This window comes from Vibrio penaeicida, from assembly GCF_002933855.1.
Taxonomy (GTDB): domain Bacteria; phylum Pseudomonadota; class Gammaproteobacteria; order Enterobacterales; family Vibrionaceae; genus Vibrio; species Vibrio penaeicida_A.
Genome location: NZ_BFAQ01000017.1, coordinates 93324 through 116579 on the forward strand (window position 1 = coordinate 93324; position 23256 = coordinate 116579).

General features: G+C 41.9%; 17 protein-coding genes. All 17 read left to right on the forward strand.

Features of this window, described 5'->3' with window-relative positions; translation table 11 throughout:
- The first annotated feature begins 60 nt into the window (after nt 1-60).
- The 17 genes from gorA to VPNCDNU1_RS10325 all read left to right on the forward strand — a co-directional run bounded on the left by gorA (nt 61) and on the right by VPNCDNU1_RS10325 (nt 23232).
- Nucleotides 61-1416: a glutathione-disulfide reductase gene (gene gorA, locus VPNCDNU1_RS10245; protein ID WP_104400236.1), complete on the forward strand. Its 1356-nt coding sequence runs from the start codon at nt 61-63 to the stop codon at nt 1414-1416.
- 428 nt (nt 1417-1844) lie between these two features.
- Complete coding sequence (locus tag VPNCDNU1_RS10250) at nt 1845-3083, forward strand: TRAFs-binding domain-containing protein (RefSeq protein WP_104400237.1); 1239 nt, start codon at nt 1845-1847, stop codon at nt 3081-3083.
- Nucleotides 3076-3612 (forward strand): TIR domain-containing protein, encoded by a 537-nt coding sequence (locus tag VPNCDNU1_RS10255; RefSeq protein ID WP_104400238.1) that lies wholly within the window; start codon nt 3076-3078, stop codon nt 3610-3612. Before VPNCDNU1_RS10250 ends, VPNCDNU1_RS10255 begins: the two co-directional genes overlap by 8 nt.
- Nucleotides 3612-3995, forward strand: a complete 384-nt coding sequence (locus VPNCDNU1_RS10260; RefSeq protein WP_104400239.1) for a TIR domain-containing protein — start codon at nt 3612-3614, stop codon at nt 3993-3995. The genes VPNCDNU1_RS10255 and VPNCDNU1_RS10260 overlap by 1 nt, the downstream gene beginning before the upstream one ends.
- Nucleotides 3996-4072: 77 nt before the next feature.
- Nucleotides 4073-6307, forward strand: coding sequence for a tetratricopeptide repeat protein (locus VPNCDNU1_RS10265; protein ID WP_104400240.1), 2235 nt, complete (start codon nt 4073-4075; stop codon nt 6305-6307).
- Between the two features lie 207 nt (nt 6308-6514).
- Nucleotides 6515-7549, forward strand: a complete 1035-nt coding sequence (locus VPNCDNU1_RS10270) for an FHA domain-containing protein (RefSeq protein ID WP_104400241.1) — start codon at nt 6515-6517, stop codon at nt 7547-7549.
- Between the two features lie 42 nt (nt 7550-7591).
- Complete coding sequence (locus VPNCDNU1_RS10275) at nt 7592-11608, forward strand: TOMM system kinase/cyclase fusion protein (protein ID WP_104400242.1); 4017 nt, start codon at nt 7592-7594, stop codon at nt 11606-11608.
- Nucleotides 11609-11626: 18 nt separating this feature from the next.
- Nucleotides 11627-12358: a hypothetical protein gene (locus tag VPNCDNU1_RS10280; RefSeq protein ID WP_104400243.1), complete on the forward strand. Its 732-nt coding sequence runs from the start codon at nt 11627-11629 to the stop codon at nt 12356-12358.
- A 15-nt stretch (nt 12359-12373) separates the two neighbouring features.
- Complete coding sequence (locus VPNCDNU1_RS10285; protein ID WP_104400244.1) at nt 12374-13597, forward strand: YcaO-like family protein; 1224 nt, start codon at nt 12374-12376, stop codon at nt 13595-13597.
- Nucleotides 13594-14679, forward strand: coding sequence for a TfuA-like protein (locus VPNCDNU1_RS10290; RefSeq protein ID WP_104400245.1), 1086 nt, complete (start codon nt 13594-13596; stop codon nt 14677-14679). The genes VPNCDNU1_RS10285 and VPNCDNU1_RS10290 overlap by 4 nt, the downstream gene beginning before the upstream one ends.
- A gap of 638 nt (nt 14680-15317) precedes the next feature.
- A complete protein-coding gene (locus VPNCDNU1_RS10295; protein ID WP_104400246.1) occupies nt 15318-15665 on the forward strand; it encodes a hypothetical protein in 348 nt (115 codons plus the stop codon).
- 110 nt (nt 15666-15775) lie between these two features.
- Entirely contained in the window at nt 15776-16942 is a 1167-nt protein-coding gene (locus VPNCDNU1_RS10300) for a linear amide C-N hydrolase (protein ID WP_104400247.1), read from the forward strand.
- 322 nt (nt 16943-17264) lie between these two features.
- Complete coding sequence (locus tag VPNCDNU1_RS10305; RefSeq protein WP_104400248.1) at nt 17265-19550, forward strand: nucleoside hydrolase; 2286 nt, start codon at nt 17265-17267, stop codon at nt 19548-19550.
- A gap of 230 nt (nt 19551-19780) precedes the next feature.
- On the forward strand, nt 19781-20077 hold the full coding sequence (locus VPNCDNU1_RS10310) for a hypothetical protein (protein WP_104400249.1): 297 nt from the start codon (nt 19781-19783) through the stop codon (nt 20075-20077).
- A gap of 64 nt (nt 20078-20141) precedes the next feature.
- Entirely contained in the window at nt 20142-20474 is a 333-nt protein-coding gene (locus VPNCDNU1_RS10315; protein ID WP_104400250.1) for a protease inhibitor I42 family protein, read from the forward strand.
- A 155-nt stretch (nt 20475-20629) separates the two neighbouring features.
- Nucleotides 20630-21787: a linear amide C-N hydrolase gene (locus VPNCDNU1_RS10320; protein ID WP_104400251.1), complete on the forward strand. Its 1158-nt coding sequence runs from the start codon at nt 20630-20632 to the stop codon at nt 21785-21787.
- A 536-nt stretch (nt 21788-22323) separates the two neighbouring features.
- Nucleotides 22324-23232: a glycosyltransferase gene (locus VPNCDNU1_RS10325; RefSeq protein WP_104400252.1), complete on the forward strand. Its 909-nt coding sequence runs from the start codon at nt 22324-22326 to the stop codon at nt 23230-23232.
- The last annotated feature ends 24 nt before the right edge of the window (nt 23233-23256 follow it).

A 23256-nucleotide genomic window follows, 5' to 3' on the forward strand; every position in this document is an offset into this window, starting at 1 on the left:
CTTGAACGAATCATTCAGAGCGCAACCCAATAATAAATGAAACAATAATCGGAGAAAGTCATGGCAACACATTTTGATTATATTTGCATCGGCGGCGGCAGCGGCGGCATTGCCTCTGCAAACCGTGCATCGATGTATGGTGCCAAAGTCGCGCTCATTGAAGCTCAAGATCTTGGCGGTACGTGCGTAAACGTAGGTTGCGTTCCAAAGAAAGTGATGTGGCATGGCGCTCAAGTCGCAGAAGCAATGAATCTGTATGCTGAAGACTATGGCTTCGATGTTGATGTAAAAGGGTTTAATTGGAGTAAGCTGGTTGAAAACCGTCAAGCTTACATTGGCCGTATTCATCAGTCTTACGACCGCGTATTGGGCAACAACAAAGTCAATGTGATTAGAGGCTTTGCTAAGTTTGTTGATGCGAAGACAGTAGAAGTGAACGGCGAGCATTACACTGCAGACCACATTCTGATTGCAGTAGGCGGCCGCCCGACTATCCCTAACATTCCTGGCGCTGAATACGGCATCGACTCCAATGGCTTTTTCGACCTTGAAGAGCAGCCAAAACGCGTAGCGGTTGTGGGTGCAGGCTACATTGCCGTTGAAATCGCAGGCGTACTTAACGCACTGGGCACGGAAACGCATCTGTTTGTGCGTAAAGAGTCACCACTTCGCAGCTTTGACCCGCTTATCGTTGAAACGCTAATGGAAGTGATGGAAGCAGAAGGTCCAACACTTCATACGAATTCAGTTCCAAAAGAAGTCGTAAAAGAAGACGATGGCAGCCTAACACTGCATTTCGAAAGCGGTCGTAGCCAAAATGTCGACACCCTAATCTGGGCGATCGGTCGTCACCCTGCTACTGATGCTATCAACCTTGCATCAACAGGTGTTGAAACCACCGATTACGGCTACATCAAAGTAGACGAATACCAGCAAACCAACGTTGATGGTATTTACTGTGTAGGCGACATCATGGAAGGCGGTATCGAACTAACACCTGTAGCGGTTAAAGCAGGTCGCCAGTTGTCTGAGCGTTTGTTCAACAACAAGCCAAACGCAAAAATGGATTACAACCTCGTGCCTACCGTGGTATTCAGCCATCCACCAATTGGCACCATTGGCTTAACCGAGAAAGAAGCCATTGATCAATACGGCGAAGAGAACGTTAAAGTGTACACCTCGGGCTTCACGGCCATGTACACAGCGGTTACTCAGCATCGTCAACCATGCAAAATGAAACTGGTTTGTGCAGGCGACGATGAAAAAGTCGTTGGCTTACACGGCATCGGTTTCGCGGTAGACGAAATGATTCAAGGCTTCGGCGTCGCCATGAAGATGGGCGCAACTAAAGAAGACTTCGACAGCGTGGTGGCTATCCACCCAACGGGCTCGGAAGAGTTTGTTACTATGAGATAACAAACTCTTTTACACCCACCAGTAACGGAAAGACTCTATTTAAAAAACACCTGAACTGCCCTCAAAATTGGACAACCAACTTTATGGGGTCACTTCACAGTTCAGGTGTTTTTATTTTATATGGTCGGCAAAACTACATTAATAATTCAGAAACTAAAACAAATTTAGGTAACAGCTCACTTTTCTGACAGAGTCCTCATTAATTTTCTTAGATATTACCCAGAGCAAATCTCGAAATTATAATGCTGGGCATACCCAAATGCTCACTACAATCATAAAATATTCTTTCATACAACCTTGGACGCATTACTGAAACATACACCCATTCATTTTCTCTCTCATAGTTTTACATACATCAAAATAAATACAACAAAACTCATATAAAATAATTTTTTCTTCCACACCTTATCGATAAAATTGACCATAAGATGAAAAATCAAACCAAAATCTGTTTTGTCATCATGGGATTTGGCAAAAAAAGCGATCCTGACTTAGGTAAAACCTACGACCTAGATAAAACCTACAAAAACATTATTCGTCCAGCAGTTACGGCATCTGGTTATGAATGTGTCCGTGCTGATGAAGTACTTGACTCAGGTCTTATTGATAAAAGTATGTACGCGTTGCTTATGCAAGCAGATCTAGTTGTCGCAGACATCACTACTTTCAATCCGAACGCTATCTATGAACTAGGTATCCGCCATGGTGTAAGACCATATTCTACGATTATCCTCAAAGAGAAGAATGGTAAAATTCCATTCGATTTAGATCATAATCGAATGTGTATGTACTCACATCTCGGTGAAGATATTGGTGTTGATGAAGCTGAACGCTGTAAGCAACACCTTATAGAATTGATAACAACAGTTACTGAACAGAATCAGGTTGATAGCCCATTATATGAATTTATTAATGACATTAAGCCACCAATTCTTCCGAAGAGCGAGTATGTCCAGCTCATTGATGACTTAGCAGAAAAAGAGAAACTGCTGTTTGCTTTGGTTGAAAAAGCTACGCAGATGATGCGGAGTAACAATTTTGAGCAGGCTGTTAAGTTCTGGGAAAAAGCTAGTAATTCTTCTGTATCTGAACCTTACTTTATCCAGCAATGGGCATTATCTCGTTACAAAAGTAACCCTCAAGATATCACTGCACTAATCGATGCCTTAACTATCATCAGTAAACTCACACCTGACAATCAGAGCACCAATGATCCGGAAACTCTAGGGATCACAGGCGCCATCTACAAAAATATGTGGTGGGTGACAAAAGAAGCATCGAGTCTGGATAGAGCTATCGAATATTACGGCAAGTGTTTTAAGATCACTGATGATTACTATAATGGTGAAAACTATGCACTTTGCTTAGATGAAAAGGCCTTGAATACACAACACGATGAGGAAGAGACCTACTGCTGTTACGAAGCAAAACAGACTCGTAAACGCATAATTGGCAACTTAACTGATCTGGTTGAAGTTGGTGATTTCGATAACCGCTTGGATAAAAAGTGGATATACGCCTCACTTTCTAACTGCTACTTCGCATTAAAAGATACAACTGAAGCCTCTAAATATGAACAATTTTTCATTAAAGAAAGTCCTTTAGATTGGGAAGTTGATACCTTCAAAAAATCGAAAGAAGTGATAAAGGAGATCCATTATGGCTAGACATAAATGCTTTATCTCCTATCACAAAGAAGACGCCAACGAAGTCAATGACTTTATCAGCACCTTTGACCATGAGCGTAATATATTCATTGCGCGTGGCATCGGTGAAGAGATGCCTGGAGATATTATTGATAGTAATAACCCAGACTACATAATGCGCCGTATTCGAGAACTTTATTTAAGCAGCTCCACAGTAACTTTAATTATGCTCGGACAATATACGTGGGCAAGAAAATACGTTGACTGGGAAATCCAATCTTCTTTAAAAAATACATCGCTATCAAAGCCTAATGGGTTATTAGGTATTAAGCTACCTAGCTATACTGGAGAAGGATACCCCGATCGCCTTAACCTAAATTTGCTACAAAATAACGAACAACTCGATTGCTATGCTAGAGTAATCGACTACCCAACGAGAAAAGATACCCTATTCAATGCCATTGATGACGCATTTGAACGTAGAGATACTCACAAATCTTGGATACTAAATCCTAGAGAGCGATTCACCTACAATCGGAGCTGCAAGTAATGGCGAAGTTTATCAGCTACGACAATGATCGCCATTATAAAAACTTACTATTGGCTTGGGATGCAAATGGTCAGTTTAAATTTGGTTTCCACGACCACTCTGCCGATGTTTCGGTTAATAGCACCGACGCTACCATTATCAAGCGTGCTATCTCCGCAAAAATAAACAATGCCCATTATTTCTTATGTATTGTAGGTAAAGATACCTACAAAAGTGACTGGGTAAAATGGGAGATTGAAAAAGCAGTGAAGCTTAAGAAAAGGATTGTCGCTGTAAAAACAGATCGCGGTAACGCTGCCCCTAGTGAAATATATGGCGTAGGTGCCTCTTGGACAATGTCGTTTAAGTTTGACTCAGTCTGTAAAGCGGTAAATGATGCCTGATGCAAAGGAACCGAGTTCTGATGTTCTCAAAAATTACAATATCAGAACTGTCAAAATGTTAATACCAAGGACAGTTAATGGATAATATCTTCTTCTCGTTCTCATTTTCTGAGTTTAAGCCTCTTGTTGAGCACGTTACAAAGCGAGTGGGTGAATCAGTTACATTGCAAAGGTGTGGTCTTAGACCCCATCATCTTGCTCGACTTGAAGCTTATAAAAGCGCACCACTAGAAAACAGCTTGCAGCATGTAAGCAATAGTCGCTATCTCGTTTGCATACTTGGACAGGATGTTGGTAGTAAGGTAGAGGAAAAAACCTATATTGAGCTGGAAATAGAACAAGCAATTGAAGATGATGTAGATATTTTCGCATTCATGATCGGCGATGAGTACCAACACTCCAATAGAATGCGACCCGATATATCCCGTATCTATCATTTGCTTTCAAGCCATGTAACTGTCGGTACTATTGCAAGCGAAGATCCAGAGGTAATCGCCCGAAAAATTACTCAAGCTCTAGAAGGTGATATCTGGAAAACACTAGGGGAAAATGACAAGTTTTCTCTTTCTCATGGCGTATTAAATGTCTCCGGATTCCCATTGGAACATTTAGACAAATTGCCAGAACAAATATCTACTCAATTACGTAAAGTTTATAGGCGGGAACAACTAAAACATCAAGTTAGCCCACTATCGGCCGACATTGCTCAACGCAAAAATTGGGCTTATGAAAGCCTAAATTTTGGGCACGTTGAAGAAGCTATTAAAAATTTACAAAGAGTAATAGACGAATTCGGTTCCGATTTTTTTAGCTGCTTTTGGTTGGGTCGACTGTATGCGATTTACGGAAACCGTGATGAACAATTAAAAAAATGTTTCGCCATCAATGAGCGAGCTCTTAGCATGTTAGATAGTGATGAAACACTACTTCATTCCTTATGCTTCACTCACATGGCTATTGCTGCTAACAAATCTGGTAACATTGATAAAGCAAAACAATATTTTGAGGAATCAACAACAACATTTAAAACCTATGACTCCTATGAATATAGAGCTGAGCTATGCCTACAACAGCTTGAGAAGTCGCCCAGCAGCTTTTGGGTTGAGGGTGCAACCAATGACTTGGGAGCCATCCAAAAAGCTAAACTCTCCCATTTTTTGATCGTCTGCAAAAAGTTTGAAGAGCAATACCCCACTAGCTTTGCGCAAGTGAACCACTGTTTGCTAAAAAAGTGGAAAGCTTTTCTTACGAAAACCTATAATTCAACCAACGAAACGCAAGAGTGGGTATCTACCCAATTTACCTACACTCCTCGAATGCTTCACCCGCTAAACCTCAACGATAATTCCTTTGAAGGTGCTTTATTCGCCTCCCAGCTTATTTGGTATAAATACAAAGCGCTACACTATGCTTCCTTACATATGCTTAATGAATACAGTAAACTGAAAGCAGAAAGAAATTCATACCAATCTATTGCTGAACACTTCCAAAATGAACAGGCTGATGCAAAAAATATCATTGCTCAAAGCCGCCAAATAATCAAATCCAGAGAAGAGGCTGAAAGAGAAAAAAGTATCTTACAAACAAACCTTAAAAAATCAAAGAAGATACAAAACTTAGTGAAAGGAGGGGTGACTCTTTCGGTTGCCACTAGTCTTGCTATAGTTGTGGACATAATTAGCCCTCCACACGCAATTAATTTATTAGTACTTGGTACTTTGGCTGTTTCATTCTTTTTACTTCATAAGCAGTCGAAAAAAGTCCACTCAACCGACAACCTCACACATGAAATAATCGCATTAGAACAAAGCCTTGATGATAGTCTGTCCGAATTTTGGATCGAATCTAAGTCAAGCTTCCGAGATGAGAATTTGAGAGATATCTTCCAGTATGATGTAGAGTTATCTGGTTTGATCCAAAATGAGTATTTAAACTCAGTTGAAAGCGAATTGTTTAAATACAGTACAGTATTAAATCACAAGTTATCTTCTCATTTAGAACGGACTCAGAAAGAACTCTATCAATTAAAAGAAACCCTTTTTCAGTGGTACGACAAAGTAGATCAATTCGAACAATACTCCGTATCTGCACACAACGGTCAATATAACCATATGTTATGCCGAAAGGCGGGAGTTATGGTAGCCAAAAAAGCTGAACTTGGATCGGATAGCCTTCGTGCAGTCATTTATCCAAAAGAAGATCTAAAGCAAAGTATCAGAGGGCGGGCATTGCATATTGATGGTTCGAGGTTAGACGCTTGGTTCAATGATATTGAAGAAGCAGAGAGGATGCTAATAGAGTTAAATGAGTAAACAGCTCACCTGTTGCAATAGATAACCTTATTTTTTGCTTTCACACATCTAAGATATTCATTGCAATATAGTGAAACGGCACTCATTATTTTTGCAAATGGTTACACTACGTACTAATAACCGTTGTCATTCATAAAACTATATGCGTATTATCCTTATAAAACTGAATCGATATACATTCATAAGATACTGTCTGGATACATACTCATGTCGATCAATCATAAAGCTCAATCATTCGATCAGAAACCATCTACATCCGATAGTGCATCAGCCTCTCCATTATCAGAAAGCGTCTATTTTCATGGAGGGATACTGAATTCATCTTCGGGTGACAGCATCTATTTAAGGCAGTACCACACGATTGGTCGTTCAAAAGATTGCCATACGCCATTATCACGAAACGATATATCTCGAATACATGCCGTCATGTTTTGGCAAGAAAACGGTTGGTACATTCAAGATAAAAGCACAAATGGTGTTTGGGTAAACAGTAAAAGAATCACTAAAGACCAAACCGTCGCTCTACAGAAAAACGATAAGATCGCTTTATCTTCAAAGGCTGGTGATGCTTTCACATTGGTATCGAGCGATGAACCAAGCGATATGCTGATTAATTCCAAGTCTCTTCCTTCCATTTGCTTGAATAAGCCGTTCACCAAACTCTCCAAGCAGCTTTCTCTCTACTGTGAAAATGGGATTTGGTATCTAGAAACATTGGTTGGCGACAACTGGGAAAGCACCAAAGTTTATGATGGCGACACCATTCACATTGATGGTGGAGAATACACACTTCAAACCAACCGCATAGAAGAAAAAACCTGCCAGAACCGTCCGGTAGTGCGAACCATTGAAGATTTGACGTTCCACATAAATGTTTCCAGTGATGAAGAAGAAATTCAGTTATCGATTAATGATTCTGAACACACGGCAACCATTGGTGGGCACCGTCTATACAACCAACTCTATTTGTTCCTTTGTTTGGCTAGACAATCTAATTCTGATCGCGCGCAAGGGTATGAACCTGCTCATTGCGGATGGGTGAATTTGAATGAGCTCTCCAATTCACTCGGCATCGAACCTGAAAATACCCGAATACGCCTTCATCGATTGCGTACTCGCTTAAGAGATACAGCCAGCTTTAGCGGCATAGATGCTTGCCAAATCTTACAGCTTCAAGGAGGCGAAGTTCGTTTAAATACCGCCAACATAGACATAGTGAAAAGCGGAAAGAATGAAAGCTAACCCACAATCGCAAATTCGAAAGCTAAGCCGATATGCCCCGTTATGTTACCTAATCTAGAAATCCGGCAGGCATTGTCTGCAAAAGGGTACGAATTAGAACACAAGATTGGCGAAGGCGGTTTTGGTTCCGTCTATAAAGCCAAATATTTGAATACCGAACAAAGCGTTGCGATAAAGTTTTTGCAACTAGACACGGGGTTCAACGAACAAAAAAGACAACGAGAAATCGCGCGCTTTGATCGCGAGAGCCAGTTTGTTAGTCAATTTAGCCACCCCAATATTGTGCGGCTTTTGGATAAGGGAAGCGTCGCGACAAGCTGTATCTACAGTGTGTTTGAATATGTGGAAGGCACACCGCTGAACGAGCACCTTCATACCTACGGTGCACTTGATATCGAAAGCACCCGCTCCATCATGCTTCAGGTTTTAGATGCCCTTGTTCATGCACATCAATGTGGCGTTATCCATCGCGATATCAAGCCTTCAAATATCATGCTGTCTCACAACGGCGCCAAGCTTCATGCCAAATTGCTCGATTTTGGCATCAGTACACAAGCGTTTGAAAATAGAACATCCAGTTACCAAACGCTCACGCTAGACCAAGAAACACTGGGCACACCAACTTATTGTGCGCCGGAACAATTACGGGGAGAAGCCGTTACCTTTAGCTCCGATCTCTATATGTGGGGCTTGGTCTTCATTGAATGCCTGACGGGCTCGCCAGCCGTAAAAGGGGGAGGCATTGCTGAGACTTACCACCAACACCTAAGCGATACGCCTATTCCTGTGCCTAAGGAGTTGTTGTCTCATCCTCTTGGGAGTTTGCTGCGGCAAGTTTTACAAAAACGAGTCAGTGAACGAACCGTAAGCGCTGAAGAAACTTACAACCAACTCGATAGTATGATCGTCAGCAATTTGGTCGGTCGAATTCACACCAATCTCATTCAAAGCTGCCCTATTCAAAAAAACGAGTCAAGTGAAGAGATAACCGTTGCGCTAAGGCAAGATGACTCGACACACTTTCCAGCGGTCCAAGTCGATTCTTCACACAAAAAACAGATAGCTTCGCTAGCATTGCGCATTAGCGCTATAAGCATTGAGGGTAAATCGGAACACGCCGACATCATCGAGGCTGTATTCCAATCGACGCGCAATAAATGCATTGATATTGCCAAGCGATACGGTGGGTTTCACGTTGGCAACTTAAGCGATTTGTCCCTTTTCTATTTCGGCTACCCTGTTGCCAGCGACAATGACACACGATTTGCGGCGCGTACTGCACTGGAGATCATCAGCCTAGCCAATCAACAAGATTCTTACATTCGGCAGCAATACGGGTATCGATTCCAGTTTCATATAGCCATTCATAGCGATCAATATTTGGTTAGAAATAATCAAGTGCCTGATGGACTCTCGAACCATATTGTCACTGATTTGGTGCGATTAGCAGAAGACAGAAACATTCTCTGTTCTAGCGATAGCGAAACCTTACTGCAATCTTTTTATCATTTTGAAGAGACGGCCACAGCGTCTGAAAACATAGCGCATGTCGCACTGAAGTCTGAACGAACTCTCGAAGCATTTGGGTTCCTTCGGGGTACGCGCAACCAACGTTCCATGGTTGGTCGTTCACTGGAAGTGAGCCAGCTGAAAACACTCACCACAAATCAAACAACACCTGCTATTCACCTTCAAGGAGAGGCGGGAATTGGGAAATCAAGGTTAGTTCATGAGTTTCACCAAAATCGACCCCACTTGATTTTTCAGTGCTTGCCGGAGCACAAATCCAATGCTCTGTTTCCCATTTTGGCTTTTCTCAAACACACATTGTTCAGGCATACCCGAGATAGTGGTGAACGGCTGGCCGAGTTGATTCAGAAGGGGAAAGTAACAGGACAAAAAGACGAAATCACCACGTTGCTTTTTGCTTGGTTAAGCATAGAGTCTTCCCAAAAAAAGACGCTCTCAAACATCGACCCATCCGTACACAAATCGCTGCTGTTTGAAGGTCTCAACTGTCTTCTGCAACAGTCAAATCCAGAGGCGACCCTTTATGTAGTTGAGGACACGCATTGGGCAGATCCAATGACGTTAGAGTTTATCCATTACCTCATCGCACAAAATGCTGGCACAGATAAAACATTGCTCATGACATCGCGTTCTCCACTTCAAGAATGTCTAGAGGAATGCGACATCACTTCGATGCAATTAGCACCTCTGCAGACACCGGATACTCACCAATTCATATCTACCCTCTTTGATGGTGCTCTGGTATCTGAAGAGGTAAACCAAGTTCTTCTCACTCGGACGGATGGCGTACCGCTTTTTATCGAAGAGCTGGTACAAATGCTAAAGAAACACGAATTAACTCACGTCATTGATGGAAAAGTCTCTTTTAAAGATTCAGAAAAAACGCTCCAAATCCCGCTGACACTGCGAGAGTCGATTCAAAACAAAATTGATGGGCTGACCTACGCTAAGGATACACTGCAACTCGCCGCAACACTGGGGCGAGAGTTTGATTATCAGATACTCACAGAGGTGTCTTTACTAAGTCGCCTTCAAGTCCAAAACGATCTTGAAGCGCTTCTCGAAAATCAAATCATTATTCAACAAAGAAATGTAGAAGGTGATCGATACCTTTTTAAACACGCCTTAATTCAAGAAGTGAGTTACGACACCATACCAGCACAAACCCGTCCCGATATGCACTTACAAGTTGCACGCGGCATGGCTTCATTATTCGAAAAACCAGACAGATTGGTTAGCCACCAAATTGCCCTGCACTTTAATCGAGCCGAAAAACACTTTGAGGCAAGCTGGTGGTACGAAAAAGCGGCTGAGGGCGCCTCCGCCATTTACGCCGTTGAAGACGCCATCACGTTGTACCAAGCGGCGCTGCCTCTCTGTCTCTCCTGCGACGAAACTCAGGAGCAAGCTCAGCTTAAAGTCAGGATATTGGAAGGTTATGCGTCCAACTTAGTGCTCGATGGGCAGCACACAGAGTCACGTGAGATTTTTGAAGATTTATCCGTTATCTATCAGATCAATCATCACCATTTAGTACTAGCCAAAACTCAGCTAGCGCAAGGAAAAACCCACGAAGTCGTCAACGAACACCAGCAAGCATTGGACTACTACCAGAGAGCAAAAATTACGCTCCAGCAACTCGAACATTCTCCAGAACCAACTCAATCGGAATGGTGGCAAACCTGGCTGGATCTGAAAAATGCCGAATTATATGTTCAGTATTGGCTAGGAAACACCGAGAACATGCACGCTATCCACTCAGAGGTAGAGCCTATCGTGTTAGCGTTGTCGGACCATGAGCAGATATCGGCGCACTACAACAACTTACTTCTCTTTTACCTACGCACACAGCGATACGTTCTCGATAACAACCAATTGGAGATAGCACAAAAAGGATTAGAAGCAGCCAAGCTGAGTGGGCATGAACCCCTTATTGCCAATGCTCTATTTAACCGTGGTTTTTGTTTGTGCCACCTTCAAGATATCGAGCCTGCTTTGGTCTATTTGGAAGAGGCATTAAAGTACGCAGAGCGCCTGCACGATAAAGTTCTTCAAACTCGGTGTTACACCTATTTAGCCGTTGCTTATCGGTTGATGGGAAATACTCAAAAAACACGCGAGTTCGCCGCCCATTCGCTGAGCTTATCCGAGAGCGCATCAATGCACGACTACGTCGCCGCTGCTCTCGCAAACCTATCATGGTGCAGCTATAGAGAAGGAGATATTAGCCTTTCCAATACATATCTCGATCAGTGTTTAAATATATGGAACACCCCCTCGACTCAATTCCCGTTCCTATGGCTTTCTCACCTTCATGCAATGGCAATTTGTCTAGTCGACGACAGTGTTGCTAATGAATGCTCACCAGATATATCAATGCTAGCAACCTGCTTGTTAAACCAGCACCAAGCACAATTACCAAGTGACATTGAAAGCTGCCTCGAAAATCTCACTCATTCCAGTAGAGATAATCGACACACATACCTTATGGAGCTGTCCGTTCTGTCTAAATCACATCAATTTATTTAAGTAGTAAAAGGAAACACTATGTCAGATACACCAGAAAAAACCGCCATCGAGTCCATGAATGATATTTTCATATTGCGCGCTAATGGAAAGATTGCGCACCTTGAATACGAGGATTACGCCAATGAAAGCGTAATCATTGAGTCAATCACTCGAAATGCAGACAAAAGAAAGTACTTCTTTACAGATGATAAAAACGGCAGCTTTCCACTCAACTTAGCCGGTCCTAACGTGACCAAAGTCATTGATTGGAATTTAGAAAATCAACCTAGCTCACACCCACAAAAAAAACCTGGGTACTTTATTGACCTCCGCCGTATCACACTGAATCGCCTAGATTTGTTAAACTTAAAGCCCGATAGCAAATTAAAGCGAGACAAGCCGCTAACAAGTGACGCGCGTGACGGTTTACAAGAAGTGCCAGAAAACAGACTGTATCAATTGGGGCAAAACCCTGATGAAGACAACCTTTACATCGCATTTTATAAACACCCTGCCAAGGTGCGCTCACCTAACAATGCCTACGGCTATTGCATCAGTTATATTCCAGCAAGTGTCTTAGATGAATATGAAATTTCTGACAATAAGATTGCCAGCTTAGAAGACACTAAGTCGCTCTTAGAATTTTATTATGGGCAAACTTGTGTCCAGTCTGGCGCAATGAACCCTGACGATTTTGAAAGTAGTCAGTATCTTAGAGGTGGTTCCGCTGCGGCTTGCTATGTTGCAAACCTTAGAACATTCAAGTCCTGATTGAGTGGCTGATTCATGAAAACATATCGGATTGGCACTCACCGTACCGTCAGTCCCGAGCAAACATTGGAGCGGATTCGTCCGCTCTTCTCTGCTATGGGCATTACCCGACTTGCCAATGTTACCGGGCTGGATGACATCGGTATTCCTGTTGTCACCGCTTGTCGACCCAATGCAAAAGCCGTCGCCGTATCTCAAGGCAAAGGCGTTTCACTGGCAGCCGCAAAAACGTCTGCAGCGATGGAAGCGATAGAGACTTACCACGCTGAAAACATAAATCTTCCCGTTCATTTTACCAGCTATAACGAATTGACTAAGAGCAATGAAGTGGTGGACATCCGCACTCTACCCAAAATGGACGTGAGTTCGTTTTGCCCAGATTCTAGGCGGGTTTGGATTCAAGGCGGACAGATTCAATCAAAGCGAGCTCAATTTGTTCCCTACGATCTGGTGCATTGCGATTTTACTCTCCCATTACCGCAAGGAAGTGGCTGTTTTCAGCTCAGTACTAATGGGCTGGCATCTGGAAATACCATTGAAGAAGCCACCTGCCACGCGCTTTGTGAAGTGATTGAGCGCGATGCACTCGCCTTATGGTCTCTGTTACCCAAAACGCATCAAGCAAAAAAGAAAGTCGATACCTCGACCATTAATGACCCAACCATTCGAGCGCTTTTAGAGCAAATCGATCAAGCAGGTGTCATGATCGGTGTTTGGGACGTGACGTCCAACATTGGCACACCCACCTTCTTTTGTATGATCATCAACGAACATGAAAATCAATATCGTCCCCTTTACGCTATATCAGGCTCAGGAACACACCCTGACAAACACGTCGCCATCATGCGAGCCATAACCGAAGCCATTCAATCCCGTTTAACCCTAATTTCAGGGTCACGCGATGACATCAGCTTGAACAAATACGAGTCTCGACAACAACTCGAAAAACAGCGCTATATTCGCGACGAAATAATGAGTGCGCCTTCATATATCAACTTTGACACCATTGATAGCTGGGACAACGATACGCTCGAAGAGGATTTGGTTTTACTCTGTGCTCAGTTGGAGCAACAAGCCCTCCCTAACCCCATTGCTGTCGATCTCACCAAACCAGAATTTGAAATCCCAGTGGTTCGTGTTATTGCCCCCGGTCTTGAAGGGCTGCACGAGGTACCGGGGTATGTATTTGGCCTGCGGGGGCAACGCGTTATGCAAGAATTCAAAGGGCAAACACCATGAGCATCATTGTATTTTCGGGACCTTCCATCTCTATAGATGACATCAAACATCACCTTCCAGATGCCGATATTAGACCGCCAGCAAAACAAGGGGATATTTATATCGCCGTTCAGGAAGAACCTAAGATTATCGCTTTGATCGATGGTTTTTTTGAGCGTGTACCTGCGGTGTGGCACAAAGAAATTTTATATGCGATGTCTCGAGGTATTCACGTTTATGGCAGCTCAAGTATGGGGGCATTAAGGGCAGCAGAACTGGATTCTTTTGGCATGGTGGGTATAGGTGAAATCTATCAGCAGTTTACTTCCGGTAAACTAGAAGACGATGATGAAGTCGCGCTCATCCACGCACCGGCTCATTTGGGGTATCAACCAATATCCAGAGCCATGGTCGATTTGCGTAACGATTTATCTCGAACCACTGAGCGTAACCTGATCTCCACATCGCTGGCTACTTGCATAGAGCACGATTTAAAAGCCTTATGGTATCCCAACCGAACTCTTGAAGCTTTGTACGAATTCGCTAAACCTTACCTTTCTCAAGAAGAGTTGAATTCGCTCACCCTGTTCTTAGGTCGTAACCCACCTTCGCTGAAAAACAAAGATGCCGTCGCACTGATTCAAATCATTGCATCCGTTGATCTGGCTGCGCTTCCCGCCAAAGTAGTCGACTTTGCCTTTAATGAAAACGATGCATGGCAAACTCTTATCATCAATGTTGAGCGAGAAAAACAGGCTGAGGCCGTCAAAACTTTTGATATTCATCGGTCGCTGCAAAACGAGTCAGAATGGATCAGTAGATTAAGGGCTGGCGCACTGGCGCACGCTGAACAAAATAGTATTGATGAAACACCTTGGATCCGCACGGCATTTCTCAGGATCGCCACTAAGTGGCAGTGCTTAAAAGAGGACGGACAACCTGACTTTCAAAAGGTGAGCCAAGCCATCCATTCCACAGATATGACTGTTGTACAATTTGATCAGTGGATAGTGAGAGAGGCTCGTTTACTTGCTTATATCCAACAAACGAAAATCAGTGAGGAACAAAAACAAGACACTTTATTTGAAGCTTATATAAATTAGTTCCGACTAGATCTGACACTTCAACTCGCCTCACGTATTCTTATGGCTGGTCTACGTGAGTTTTCAATGATATTAATCTGAAACTCAATCTTCTGTTGTACAACATGTCAGTGTTTCCCCCTATTTTTACTCACCTATGTCTTCAATGCCCCTGTAAGTGTAACCCCGCGTAATCGCCATCCAGTTTATGAATACATATTATCCCTCTCGAAGACAATATTCTTCGAAGATTACTGACAACAATGGGAGTCAAAGCGACTGTTTATGTTAGAAGCCAAGCTCTTTGGACAATTTGGGGTCACTGCTAATTAATTGAACTTACTTCGGTAATAATTTCAAGGTCAGCCAAACCCCACCTAAGACCTTCCAACAAGGAAGTTCTATACCAATTAAGCTCCATCCAGTTAACTACAGCAACTGCATGAGTTATCAGGTGTAATGCCTTTATCTACGATTAGACTCTTGGGGATACCTCTGGAGCAAGCGTTTTAAGAAAAGTAATCACGGAGAATAAAAAGGAAAATCATAAACTTTTGCAGAAATTGTCTGGTTTAGCAGAATGAGTATTCCGCTTAAATAAAAATGGGCTAAGTTTTTGTTATTTACAAACATATTGAATAAAACTAGAGGAAATAAAAATGGGACGTGGATTATTTGTACGAGTACGCAATGATAGTAGTCAAGAAATCATAACTAAAGTTCCTAGCTATCATGAAGTAGATAATATTCAAAGATTAATTGGGTTGAGAGTTGAGCCAGGAAGTACATCAAAAAGCCAGCGTGTAGAAGGGCATGCAAAATTCCTCATTCCTGATGCTGGAGATTTTACCTTGTTACTGACTAATTTTGAGGGCAAAGAACTGGGAGAAATAAAAATGCACGTTGTCAGTGGAGGAAAATGGGCAGTAAGGGATGCTAGTTCTTCTGTTTCATACAATTTAGATTCAGGTAACGACGAGCATCTACTTGTTACTCAGCTAGAGTAAATTACCAACTTCAAAAATAGGGTTCTCTGTGTGATCCCCCTCAATAAATAATAAACGGCAGAACAAAATAGGGACAGACGCCGTAAAAAATTAAAACAAGGCATTAAGTTATGTGTACAAGTATTACCCATTCAATCAAAGACGCAAATAGTTCGGGAATTTTTACAGGGAGAAACTTAGATTGGTATGATTCGGCTGAACCAAATATATGGTTTTACCCCAAAGGTTTATCCAGAGATGGTGCAATAAATGCTGAAAGTCCTTACTGCAAATATGAAGCTTCTTGGGTTTCTAAATACAATTCAGTCACCGTCTCGATATATGAATTTGCTACCTGTGATGGAGTGAATGAAAAAGGTCTGACGGCAGGTCTACTTTGGCTCGGAGAATCAATATATCCGTCTGACGATAAAGTCAATGAAGCGATTGTAAAGTCAGATGGAAGGGCTTTGGTATTGAGTCTATCAATCTGGCCCCAATATATGTTAGATAGGTGTGCCAACGTGGCAGAGGCGATAGAGTCCATGTGCTCGCTTTACGTTCGTGGAGTCACTATACCAGATGCTTTTCAACGCGAAGCAGGATGCCACCTTGTGACGACCGATGTTGACGGTTACACAGCGTTTTTTGAATATGATAATGGCTACCTGAATATACACTCTGATTATCCTCAATCGAAATTGAGAGAAAACTTAGATCTGTATCAGACTTATCACGAACATACTCGAGATGAAATGAAAGTGATAGCTAATAGTCCAGTATTTTCAGATCAACTCGCGCTCAATCGCTATTGGCAACTAACGAATAGCCGCGATGAGAATAAAGGTTTTCCAATTCACTTGCCAGGATCTAATGCTTCACCAGCTCGTTTTGTTAGAGCGTCGCACTATGTCAATAGACTAAGCGAAGACACTGACAGTACAGTTGCAATTGCAGGTGTATTAAGTGTAATGCGAAACGTTGCACAACCTGTAGGAGTCAACCCGCCTAAAGAATTTGACGAACCTAATGAATATCCTACTTGGTATACCACGATTTCTTCGCGTACCCCTATCAATGATGGTTTAGAAGTACGGTATTTTTATCAGGCCTTGCACAGCCCCTATATGATATGGTTTGACTTTACCAAATGTGGGTTAAATCAGCTGTCTACAACTCACAAGCTAGCGCTAAATAATCTGGGAGTCGCAATGATGCCAGACAACAAACATGTAGCTGGAGATGCCGTGTCGCTATTCAAACCTTCTAAGCCGTTTGAGTTTCGCGTTGCGTGTTAGGTAATATACCCAAATACAAGGCAGCCAACTGGAAACAGTACAACAGAGCCTCGACTACAACCAATTAAGATCAATAAAAACAATTATTTAATCAAATAACCCTATCAATTTTTAAACCAACTCTACTCACGTATGCTTATGGCTGGCATACGTGAGTTTTCAATGATATGTACTAATTCAGACCTAATTTTACTCACCTATGCCTTCAATATCCCCGTAAGTGTAACCCCGCGTAATTGAGAAAAAGAACCTGATAAATAAGGATTATTATCGATACAAACGGTGAAAGCTCATTCGCCATAAACCAATTGGAAAGGTAAATATGAATAAAGTTGGACTAACTAAGAACTTGATTATCGACACAGATATGGGTTGGGACGATATCCTAGCGATACTCTTGTTACTCAAAAACCCCAATTACAATATCCTTGGCATTACCGTCACAGGCTGTGGTGAAACCCATTTGGACAAAGGGGTAGAACTGGCACTTCAACTTGTCACCTTAGCCAAAAAGCCAAACATTGTAGTATGCGCGGGAGCAAGCAAGCCTGGGCAGTATGACCATCAATTCCCTAAACAATTCCGTGACACAATGGATGATGCCTGTGGTCTGCAAAAATACCTTCCAAAGGCAGCTGGTAAGCCCGATCACCGCAAAGCTTGGGGTTTCATTGCAGACGAATTAGCCAAGCAGGAAAACCAAATCACTATCCTATCTTTGGGAGGCTTAACGAACATTCAACGCCTTCTTGAAATGACGCCAGAGCCGAATATTAAAAATATTGAACGTATTGTTGTCATGGGTGGTGCTATTGATGTGGATGGAAATGTCGCAGCACTCAATAACTCGGACGATCAACACGGGTTTGATCAAGGTGCAGCCTACTCCTCCAATGCCTATGCAGAATGGAATATTTTCCTCGACCCAATGTCTGCAAAAGTGACGTTTAACTCCGGTATTCCAATTAAGCTGGTACCCCTAGATGCCTGCAACTATGCAATTCTAGACAAAAGCTACCTTGACCTTGTGAGTAAAGACAAAGTGGAAGGTGAAGACAATAAATACAAGTTCAAAGACGATGTTGCGGCATTTGTTTACAACATGCTCTATCAGAAAACGATGGGAGATGCCGTAGAAAACGTTCCTTTGCCTGTTTTTGACCCGCTAGCGGCGATTGAAATGACCAATGACACAAAGAAATCAAGATCTGAAATGATACGAGTTGCCGTTGAAACAACGGAGTATCAGCAAGACAATACGTGTGGAAGAACCTACAGAACACGTGATGCAAGCGTACCAGAGATAGAGGTTGTGACTTCCATTTCGTCCAATGAGTTTAAAGAACTATTCGCTCAGGCAGTGAACTCTCCGCTAACACCTCTATCCGGGGAGAACGTACAGAAAAATGTGGCCATTCTAGTCTTCAATGAAGTGGAGATTCAAGATTTCTCAGCCGCATTCGAAACGTTCTCAGCCGCCAGAAATGACGACAACTCTTCGGTATTTAATGTCTTTACTATTGCTGAGAGCAAAAATCCGATTACCTGTAATTCAGGTGTGAAACCAAAAGGATCACCAAGCAGTTTTTTCCAATTCGCTCCGGACTACACCTTAAGCGATCATCCAGAAATTGACGTGCTTTACATTATTGGCGGTCCAGGCGTGGATGATGTACTGGCTAAAGAAGAAAAGAACTCTTGCCTGACAAATTGGATTCGTCGTGTCTCATCCAACGTCGAGTATGTCGCCGCAACCTGCTCAGGCGCACTCCTGCTGGCGCAGACAAAACTACTAAGAAACACGCCAGCTACCACACACCATACAAGATTCGACCAACTAAAAGAGTTGAGCGATAAGTATGACCTTGGCTTGAGTGTCTATGACACAAGGAATGCCGAACAATACCTTCACGACCCGTCATCGAAGTTTATGACCTCTGGCGGTGTCACTTGCGGTATTGCATTGTCTCTTCATATTGTAAGCCTCTACCAAGGGTTGGACAGAATGCAAACTCTGGCCAAAGAAGTACTTGAGTACACCGTACCTAGAGGGATTCCTCAACCTTATTCCTTTACATCTCACAACATGGATCCTGCCTCTTTTGTGCTGGGTTTATCGCACCTGAACATCATAGTCAAAGACTTAAAGATGATGGATGAAGCGACAGAGTTTTATAAGAAAACCCTCGGCTTTAGAGAGTCCTGGAGCGTTTGGCTGTCTCCAGAATCCTGTGAACACTTTATGGTTGATGCTGGATTTGATGAGAGTAACGGCAGAGTGATGGTGAGATTCCTTGTTCATCCTAACGCTCAGATTCATCTGGAATTGATGTATTACGAATCACCAAAAGGTTGCCAAGAAATTTCATTCCACAACACGAATGATGTAGGAGGTATTAGGCACGTCGCGCTAGCGGTCAATAATATCCAGCAACTTTATCACTGGTTGAAGGAGCAAGACGGCGTTCGAATGCTTAATGACTCTCCTCCTCAGAAGCTGACACCGGATCCTCAAACATTCTTCTACTGGATAGATCCATATGGCGTTCAATGGGAAATGGAAGAAGGTCGACCGATGGAAAGAGTGATTAATGGAATCGTAGGTTAAACATACACTGAATGTTTACCTCACCCAAAAGACATCACTCGTTGTGAATCACTCATCCACTTAGTGGCTTCAAACCAATTTGTCCTTCTCAATAGAGAAGGACAAATTGTATCTACTGTTCGAAAACGTGCATGACGTTCGTGTAATTCCGCGTAATCGTCATTTCCAACTCGGTGGGTAAACTGGTACTCAACCTAATCAGTAAAAGACAATTAAAAAAGGAGATACACATGTCATTCGAAAACACAGTTGGTGGGTACGGTACTCTAATTTTGGCGCAAGATTTTGATGAGCAAACGATCAATGCTGCGGAAGTTTTGCATTCTATTGTTGGTGTTGAATACACTCCTCTTGCCGCTCAAAAACAAGTGGTTGCTGGGTTAAACTATGCTTTCTTCTGTAAGGCTCAGCCAGTCTACCCAGAAGCTGAGGCGTTTTTAACTCGAGCAACTGTCTTTGCATCCCTTCCTGATTCAGAAGGAAAAATCCATTACTCCATTACCCAAATTGAGCGTATTGCACCTTAATTTGAGCCGCTGGCACTGATAACAGTGCCAGCTCTATTATCTTAACTGGATCTAAGGGAAAGAAATGGTTATTGAGAAAAACGAAACACTGCTCGTTGCCGATGCGATCAACACAGTCAATTTAGGTCAGTCCGCTAGATTTATTGTCGAGACCAACCCTTCTACGGGATCCTACTGGTCAGTAATACCTGACAATTCTGGCACTTATGAGTTAGTAGAGATACTAAACTTAGAAACTAGGATTGGCTTGCTGGGCACCCCCGGAAAAGCGATTTATGAATTTAAAACACTTCGCGAAGGCACTGGAGCCATACTATTTCAACACTGCCCTCCAGGTAGCCAAGAACCAGAAGAAATTCGTGAAGTAAGGATCAACATAGTCAGCAGTCCTCAATAACTTTCACCCAGAACTAAGAGTAGACATGTTCCTTGTCTGCTCGTTGAGTTCTTGTTTCAACCAACCTTCGTGTAACCCCGTGTAATCGCCATTTACTCTTACCTTTTCTAAAGTGAGTAGAGAACTTTTCACTTAGGCAAACACAGGAAACCATCATGTGCACACGGATCAGCCATATCACCGAAAAAGGGGTATTTTCTGGCAGAACACTGGATTGGTATGAATCTCTAAAACCCGATCTTTGGGTGTTTCCTCATGAACTGAAAAGAAACAACTCCTGCCCTAACCACTCATGGAATTGGACATCTAAATATCGTTCGGCTGTAACTTCTGCCTATGTTGATGAAATAGATTCTGTCCTTACAGGAGCAGTAAACGATGGAATAAATGAAAAAGGGTTAGTCGCTAATTTACTTTGGTTTACCGACGCTCAATACCCAAAACTTAAAAAGCAACCTACAAACAAAAAGCCAATTTGTGTGAGCATTTGGGCTCAGTTCATTTTGGATATTTGTGATTCAGTTGAAAGTGCCATTGAAGCGATGCAGCACGTCTATGTTCAGGACTGCGTGTTGCCTTCTTCCAACAAAGAAGCACTATGCCACCTAGCTGTTGCTGACAAAGGCGGAAAAGTGGCCATTTTTGAGTATATAGATGGCAAATTGCATATCAGCTCCAATGCTGTACCTGATTGTGATATTCCAAATTATCACTATTACGATATTCGCGAAATTTGTGTGATGACAAATGAGCCCGATTTTTCAAAGCAAATTGAAATCAACAACTACTGGCGACTCACCAATGAATACAAATCTGTGCAAAAGTGGCCGATAAACCTACCGGGTACAAGCAACTCCATAGATCGGTTTGTTAGAGCGTCCTACTACACTCGCCATTTACAGCGAGACTGCAACAATGACACCGCAATTGCTGGGGTTGCTAGCGTAATGCACAACGTATCTCGACCAATTGGTCTAAATACAGACTCAACGTCAGATAAACCAAACGAGAGCAGGACTTGGTTCATCAATATGGCAAACCAAATCTCCAACACTTATTTTTATCAGTCGATTTATAGCCCTTATATGATTTGGCTAGATTTAAACGACATCGTATTTGCTGAAAGTGGAAAGGATGGATTGGCATTGAAACTGACATTAGATGATGCTGGAGTAGCAAAAGATAAAATCGGTTTTATTCATGGCAACGTGACTCAGCGTTTGAATGCAAGTGCGCCTGAAAAAGTGTTCTCATTTTTCCCAAGTAAGGTTACTCAGAAAAATATTCCCAAAACCACTTATGAAGTTGTTTAGTGCTTCAATGTGACAAGGCTATTATTTCTCAAGCATCTTAATATGAAAAATATAACAGTAGAATATAGGCATGTTGAATTTTATTAATATTAACAAAAGAACACCTTTATTAAAAATAGAATAAAACACAGCCTACAATCTGTTCAATAAATGACCTTTTCGCCTTTATTAAAGATAATATCTCATCAAAAAACAACACCATAAAATATAAATACACCTCGCAACCTCATCATTATTTAAATTAAATAGTAATCTATAAAATAAATATTGGGCATTTTTCAACCCGATATAATGCTTTATATCATTAAAATAATATAAATAATTGATTATAAGTTTCTTTTTCATGTAAAAAACCCATCATTACATTAATTTTTTGGAATAAAAATCACCTTATTCAAGTGATTGTTTTTTAAACAAAAAAATAGCACTTTAGTTGCTTTCAATGAAAAAACATTAAATATGAGACCTTGCACATATTTTATTGTAACGATATAAACACGTTATCAAACAGAACGTTAAATATTTAAGGGAATAAAATGAAAAAGATCAGTGTGGTTATTCCGACTTATAATCGAGAAGATTTATTGGCTTATACACTTGACTCATTAGTTGCACAAACACTCGATAAAGATCTATTTGAAGTCATTGTTGTTAATGATGGTGGCCAAGATAATACCGAGAGCGTTATTGAGAAATATAAATCAGAATTGGATTTACAATATTTTTGGCAACCCGATAAAGGTTTTCGCGCCGGTAAAGCACGTAATGTCGGTACTATGATTGCCGATGGAAAATACATTATTTATATTGATACGGGTGTATTACTTTCAAGTATCACGCTAGAAGAACACTTAAAAGCCCATGAAAAAGCAGATACGCCGATTACCATAGTCGGCTACGTTTATGGCTTTGACGTAGGTGCCGAAGAACTTGAAGCACTTAAACCCCACCTCAATAGCAAAGATGTAGATAAAACACTGATGCACCTAAAGAAAAACGGTGCTTATGATATTCGCCACGATCAATACAAGATTATGGGTGAAGACTTGAGTAAATGGCCAGCACCGTTCGATCTATTTTGGACCTGTCATGTGTCTGCAGAAAGAGATGAGTTACTAAAAGCGGGCTTATTTGATGAGTCATTCAACACTTGGGGCGGAGAAGATGTCGACTTAGGTATCCGTTTATTCCTCAATAAAAATAAATATGTGATGAATAAGGCAATCTGCTCATTGCATTGGCCACACCCTAAAGAAGTCGCAGACAGCGATGAACATTCAAACAGCGCAGCACAACGTATTCATGAGAAATACAACATCTGGCAGACCAGCTTTTATAACATTGATCACCGCGAGGGTGGTGTCCCACTTAATCGCATCATTAAGTTGCATCGTCCACAAGAAAATCCAGCCTTCAAGGCATTCCAATTTATGGACATTGGTTAATTTCAACGACCACCAAATTAAATT

Bases quoted from the DNA above. Each gene is read 5' to 3' on its own strand.
- VPNCDNU1_RS10265 (WP_104400240.1), top strand. From the start codon at position 4,073: ATGGATAATATCTTCTTCTCGTTCTCATTTTCTGAGTTTAAGCCTCTT.
- VPNCDNU1_RS10285 (WP_104400244.1), top strand. From the start codon at position 12,374: ATGAAAACATATCGGATTGGCACTCACCGTACCGTCAGTCCCGAGCAA.
- VPNCDNU1_RS10295 (WP_104400246.1), top strand. From the start codon at position 15,318: ATGGGACGTGGATTATTTGTACGAGTACGCAATGATAGTAGTCAAGAA.
- VPNCDNU1_RS10270 (WP_104400241.1), top strand. From the start codon at position 6,515: ATGTCGATCAATCATAAAGCTCAATCATTCGATCAGAAACCATCTACA.
- gorA (WP_104400236.1), top strand. From the start codon at position 61: ATGGCAACACATTTTGATTATATTTGCATCGGCGGCGGCAGCGGCGGC.
- VPNCDNU1_RS10290 (WP_104400245.1), top strand. From the start codon at position 13,594: ATGAGCATCATTGTATTTTCGGGACCTTCCATCTCTATAGATGACATC.
- VPNCDNU1_RS10275 (WP_104400242.1), top strand. From the start codon at position 7,592: ATGTTACCTAATCTAGAAATCCGGCAGGCATTGTCTGCAAAAGGGTAC.
- VPNCDNU1_RS10280 (WP_104400243.1), top strand. From the start codon at position 11,627: ATGTCAGATACACCAGAAAAAACCGCCATCGAGTCCATGAATGATATT.
- VPNCDNU1_RS10315 (WP_104400250.1), top strand. From the start codon at position 20,142: ATGGTTATTGAGAAAAACGAAACACTGCTCGTTGCCGATGCGATCAAC.
- VPNCDNU1_RS10260 (WP_104400239.1), top strand. From the start codon at position 3,612: ATGGCGAAGTTTATCAGCTACGACAATGATCGCCATTATAAAAACTTA.
- VPNCDNU1_RS10310 (WP_104400249.1), top strand. From the start codon at position 19,781: ATGTCATTCGAAAACACAGTTGGTGGGTACGGTACTCTAATTTTGGCG.
- VPNCDNU1_RS10320 (WP_104400251.1), top strand. From the start codon at position 20,630: ATGTGCACACGGATCAGCCATATCACCGAAAAAGGGGTATTTTCTGGC.
- VPNCDNU1_RS10300 (WP_104400247.1), top strand. From the start codon at position 15,776: ATGTGTACAAGTATTACCCATTCAATCAAAGACGCAAATAGTTCGGGA.
- VPNCDNU1_RS10250 (WP_104400237.1), top strand. From the start codon at position 1,845: ATGAAAAATCAAACCAAAATCTGTTTTGTCATCATGGGATTTGGCAAA.
- VPNCDNU1_RS10325 (WP_104400252.1), top strand. From the start codon at position 22,324: ATGAAAAAGATCAGTGTGGTTATTCCGACTTATAATCGAGAAGATTTA.
- VPNCDNU1_RS10305 (WP_104400248.1), top strand. From the start codon at position 17,265: ATGAATAAAGTTGGACTAACTAAGAACTTGATTATCGACACAGATATG.
- VPNCDNU1_RS10255 (WP_104400238.1), top strand. From the start codon at position 3,076: ATGGCTAGACATAAATGCTTTATCTCCTATCACAAAGAAGACGCCAAC.